6 protein-coding genes are annotated in these 4,712 nt (G+C 62.2%); 5 read left to right on the top strand and 1 reads right to left on the bottom strand.

Translation table 11 applies throughout. The features are described 5' to 3' along the window. On the bottom strand, positions 1-965 hold a 965-nt coding region (locus ACY693_RS15300; protein ID WP_462322676.1), incomplete at its 3' end, for an NADP(H)-dependent aldo-keto reductase. 217 nt (positions 966-1,182) lie between these two features. Here ACY693_RS15300 and ACY693_RS15295 point away from each other — a divergent pair. From ACY693_RS15295 to ACY693_RS15275, 5 genes are all read left to right on the top strand, one after another. After that, positions 1,183-1,848, top strand: coding sequence for an energy-coupling factor ABC transporter permease (locus ACY693_RS15295; protein WP_462322675.1), 666 nt, complete (start codon positions 1,183-1,185; stop codon positions 1,846-1,848). 14 nt (positions 1,849-1,862) lie between these two features. Then, the gene (gene djlA, locus ACY693_RS15290) at positions 1,863-2,693 is read left to right on the top strand and encodes a co-chaperone DjlA (protein ID WP_462322674.1); all 831 of its coding nucleotides are present in this window, start codon (positions 1,863-1,865) and stop codon (positions 2,691-2,693) included. Between the two features lie 213 nt (positions 2,694-2,906). After that, entirely contained in the window at positions 2,907-3,857 is a 951-nt protein-coding gene (hemF, locus tag ACY693_RS15285) for an oxygen-dependent coproporphyrinogen oxidase (protein ID WP_462322673.1), read from the top strand. Between the two features lie 166 nt (positions 3,858-4,023). Continuing rightward, complete coding sequence (locus ACY693_RS15280) at positions 4,024-4,257, top strand: TraR/DksA C4-type zinc finger protein (protein ID WP_462322672.1); 234 nt, start codon at positions 4,024-4,026, stop codon at positions 4,255-4,257. A gap of 81 nt (positions 4,258-4,338) precedes the next feature. Further along, positions 4,339-4,712, top strand: a 374-nt coding sequence (locus ACY693_RS15275; RefSeq protein ID WP_462322671.1) for a hypothetical protein, incomplete at its 3' end; no start/stop codon positions are given.

Raw genomic sequence — 4,712 nt, 5'->3', positions numbered from 1 at the left:
GTGCTCGCCAGATTGCGCTCCAACTGCTCCAAGGTCGTCGCCCCAATGATGTTCGAGGTCACAAACGGGCGGCTCGTCACAAACGCCAACGCCATCTGTGCCGGGTCCAACCCGTGCCGCTGCGCGATCGCGCAATACTCGGCGGTTGCCCACTCCGCCTGCACATTCGAATAGCGATCAAAGCGCGAGAACAACGTCAGCCGCGCACCCGCCGGCCGTGCCCCATTCAGATACTTCCCGCTCAGCATCCCGAACCCGAGCGGGGAATAGGCCAGCAAACCACAGTGCTCGCGGATCGCCACCTCAGCCAAACCGACCTCGAAGCTCCGATTCAGCAGACTGTAAGGATTCTGGATGCTTACCATGCGCGGCAAGCCATGGGCCTCCGCCAGCGCCAACATCCGCATCGTGCCCCAAGGCGTCTCGTTCGACAGCCCGACATGCCGGATCTTACCGACCTGCACCAGCTCCCCAAGCACCTGCAGCGTCTCCAGCAACGGCACTGCGTCATCCTGCACAGGATGCGAATAGCCAAGTTTGCCAAAGAAATTGGTCTCACGATTCGGCCAATGCAGCTGGTACAGATCGATATAATCGGTGCGCAGGCGCTCGAGGCTCGCATCGACGGCCGCCTCGATATTGGCGCGATCGAGCCGCCGCCCCGGCATCCGCAGATAGTCGATCCAGTCCCCCGGCCCGGCCACCTTGCTGGCGATGATCAAACGCTCGCGGCCTCCGCGCTCGGAAAGCCAATTGCCGATAAAGCGCTCAGTCGCGCCCTGCGTCTCGGCGCGCGGCGGCACCGGATAGATCTCGGCGGTATCGATAAAGTTGATGCCCGCATCGACCGCACAATCGAGCTGCGCAAAGGCATCCGCTTCGGTATTCTGTTCACCAAATGTCATGGTACCCAGACAGAGCTCGCTAACTCGGAGGTCGGTCTTTCCCAGAGGGCGCTGATTCATAGAAACTCCTCGTTGCCGCTATTCGGCTCTAACGTGTCGCCCGTATCGGTTGAGGTCAAAGTCCCTGAACTCAACTCTCTACGAACTGACTGAAGCCGTCACAGCCTAACGCATACCGGCGTCGGCGAGATCCTCTCCAGGACGACCTGGCTCGCTCCGCGCAATGCCTCGCAGGCCAGGCGCAATCAACAAGCCCCCAACATCGGCGCTGACTCCCATGACGCTCGACCCCGCCCTCTTCTCACCATTCGCCATCTGGACAGCCGCCGTTCTTTACGGCCTGACCCTCGCACTCGCGCTCTGGCTCGCACCCTGGCGTAAGCTGATCGAGGCGCGGCTCACCCATGTCTTCTTTGGTGCCACCGTCGCGCTACTGTTCCTGTGGCACATGGAGACGCAGGTGCAGCCAGGGCTCTCCTATCATCTGCTCGGACTCACCGCCGTGACCCTGATGTTCGGCTGGTGCTTCGCCGTCATCGCCGCCTCGCTCGCGCTGCTCGGCGTCACCCTCAACAGCGGCAGCGCCTGGGATGGCTTTGCGCTGAATGCGCTCGTCTCTGGCGTGCTCCCGATCACGCTCACCTTGATGCTGCTGATCCTGATCAGGCGCTATCTGCCCAAACAGTTCTTTGTCTACGTGCTCGTCAACGGCTTTCTGACCGCCGGCCTGGTCGGCGTCGCCATGGGCTACATGGCCGCTTGGCTGCTCGCCGGTTCCGGTGCCTACAGCATGGCCGAGCTGAGCCAAACCGTGCTGCCCTTCTTCCCCTTGATGTTTCTGCCCGAGGCCATGCTCAACGGCTGGATCATGGTCATCCTAGTTGCCTTCAGGCCGCATTGGGTGTACTCGTTTTCGGACGTCGAGTACATCAATGGTAAGTAGCTGGAGCAGTCTTGATGCGTTGGGTAGGTAAGGTCATTGGCGGATTTCTCGGGCTCGCCGCCGGCGGGCCCTTTGGCGCCATGCTCGGAACCGCGCTCGGCCACGGGGTCGACCGTGGCCTGGAAAAGCTGCAGCGCAACGCTCAGCTACCACCGGGGGATCGGCAGCGTATCCAGAGCGCCTTCTTCACCGCCACCTTCTCGACCATGGGGCATTTGTCCAAGGCCGATGGACGCGTCTCCGAGGCCGAGATCGCGCTTGCCGAGAGCATCATGACGCAGCTTCGACTCTCGGCAGAGATGCGCAGCGCCGCGATCAAGCTCTTCCGGCAAGGCAAGTCAGCGGAGTTCGACCTCCCCGCCGTGGTCGAGACCTTTCGGCGCGAATGTCGCGGCCAGCGATCGCTGATCCAGATGTTCCTGGAAATCCAGATCCAGGCGGCCTACGTCGATGGCGACCCCACGGCACAGCAGCGCCGTGTCCTCAACCAGATCCGCTCCAGCCTCAACATCCCTGAGATCCTGTTCAGGCAGCTGGAGACCCTGGTCCGACTGCAGCGCAGTTTCACCGGCAGTGCAGGCCCTCAAGGCCCAACCGGGACGGGCGGGCGCCGCCAGACACCTGCGCGCGCACCCAACCTCAAAGAGGCCTATGCGCTGCTGGGCGTGAGCCCCAAGGACTCCGATGCGGCCATCAAGCGCGCCTACCGTCGATTACTGAGCCAACACCACCCCGACAAGCTGGTCTCTAAGGGACTGCCAGAGGAGATGATGAAGATGGCGGCGCAAAAGACCCACGAGATCCGCCGTGCCTACGAGATGATCCAGAACGCACGTGCTGCCTGATGGCGCCGCCAATCTGCTGCTGAGACTCCAAGAGATGACTTGCGGGCCCAGTTGATGATCCGCACCGACTGGATGCAACCCTTGGTGCGGCCTTGAGAACGCCAACGACGCCACCTGCATCGCAATCGACCAGCGGAACATCCTATCAGCATGGGCCAAATCCCGGCTGCCGCCCCGGCCGCTTCCGCCACCGACTGCCACTCACTTGCGCCGATGACCCACACCGACCACCCCGATGCTGACGCCGTCAAGCACTACCTGCTCGACCTCCAAGATCGTCTCTGCGATGCGCTCTCTGACGAGGACGCAAGCAAGGGCTTCCGTGAGGACAGCTGGACGCGACCTGGGGGCGGGGGCGGACGCAGCCGCATCCTTGAGGATGGCGCCGTATTCGAGAAGGGCGGCATCAACTTCTCACACGTCCACGGCGACGCATTGCCGCCAACCGCCAGCGCCAGCCGCCCCGAGCTTGCCGGGCGCAGCTTCCAGGCGATGGGTGTCTCGCTGGTCATGCATCCGCGCAATCCTTATGCGCCGACCTCGCACATGAATGTGCGCTTCTTCATCGCTGAAAAACCCGGCAGCGAGCCGGTCTGGTGGTTTGGCGGCGGCTTCGATCTCACGCCCTACTACGGCTTCGATGAGGACGTACGACACTGGCATCGAACCGCACGCAACGCCTGTGCAGGCTTTGGCGATACTGCGGAAGACGCCACCGCGCTGCACGCCCGACTAAAGCACGCCTGCGACCACTACTTCTACCTCAAGCATCGCGCCGAGCCGCGCGGTGTCGGCGGCCTGTTCTTCGACGACCTCAACCACTGGGGCTTCGAGCGCAGCTTCGCCTTCATGCGCAGCGTCGCCGAGCATTATCTGCCCGGCTACCAGCCCATCGTCGCACGTCGAAAAGGGACGGCTTACGGCGAGCGCGAGCGCAGGTTTCAATGCTATCGGCGCGGACGCTACGTCGAATTCAATCTGGTCTATGACCGTGGCACGCTGTTCGGTCTGCAATCCGGCGGGCGCACCGAATCGATCCTGATGTCCCTGCCGCCACAGGTCAGCTGGTACTACGACTGGCAACCTGAGCCAGGCTCCGACGAGGCCCGACTCTATGAGCACTACTTGGTGCCAAAGGATTGGCTGGCCGAGCAGGCGACATGACAGATATCCCAGGACAGATGTCCCAGGACAGATGCCCCAGTACAGAGAAAGGGCGAATCCTAGGTCAGCTCAGCATCGTTGATATCGGCCGGCGTTCACTCAACTGTCATCGGTTGCTGTCAGACTCGGGACTCGGTTTTAACGTAACGAGACGAGTAGCCTACAGATGGAACGCTTCGCTGATGAGCTCGACCTTGCGCAGTACCAAACCGACCTCTTGACCACCCAGGCCATCGCAGCCATCCGACAACAGATGACGACCAACGCTGGTCGCGATGACTGTATTGATTGTGGTGAGCCGATCCCCTTGGCCCGACTGCGGCAGGTGCCCGGCGCGACTCGCTGCACAGGATGTCAGCACCATCATGAAGGGCAGCTTAACCGGCGTCACGGCCACTGAGCGCTTCCATTTCGCCCGCTCGGCCTTGCGCTGCAAGGCCGTCGATTCACCGTCTAGCCGCCGCGCATAGGAGGCTTTGCCATGCAACCCGCTCCTCTGCCTCAAGACCTGCATATCCATAGCACCTGGTCCGACACCGATAGCGCGATTGCGCCGGAGCAGACCCTTCAACTGATCGCTACCATTGGACATGCACGCATCTGCGGCATTAGCGACCACTTCGAGATGATCAGCGATTGCTTCGACGACTATCGGGCCGCCGTCGCTGCCCAGGGCCTGCTAATCGGTACCGAGGTCAACGGGCACGAATGGGTGCCGCTCGCGCTCGATGCCGAGTGCGACTACCGCATCTTCCATTGTTACGACCGCGATGCTGATTACCAGGCTTTGGAGCAGCTACTCGCCGATGAACGTCCGGTGATCGTCGCCCATCCGAACGCGCTCGACACCAACCT

This window comes from Halochromatium sp., from assembly GCF_054919635.1.
Note: the sequence above shows the minus strand (reverse complement) of the source record. Positions and strands in the feature narration are given on the sequence as shown.

Coding starts and splice junctions, on each gene's coding strand:
- ACY693_RS15295 (WP_462322675.1), top strand. CDS start 1,183: ATGACGCTCGACCCCGCCCTCTTCTCACCATTCGCCATCTGGACAGCC.
- ACY693_RS15280 (WP_462322672.1), top strand. CDS start 4,024: ATGGAACGCTTCGCTGATGAGCTCGACCTTGCGCAGTACCAAACCGAC.
- djlA (WP_462322674.1), top strand. CDS start 1,863: ATGCGTTGGGTAGGTAAGGTCATTGGCGGATTTCTCGGGCTCGCCGCC.
- hemF (WP_462322673.1), top strand. CDS start 2,907: ATGACCCACACCGACCACCCCGATGCTGACGCCGTCAAGCACTACCTG.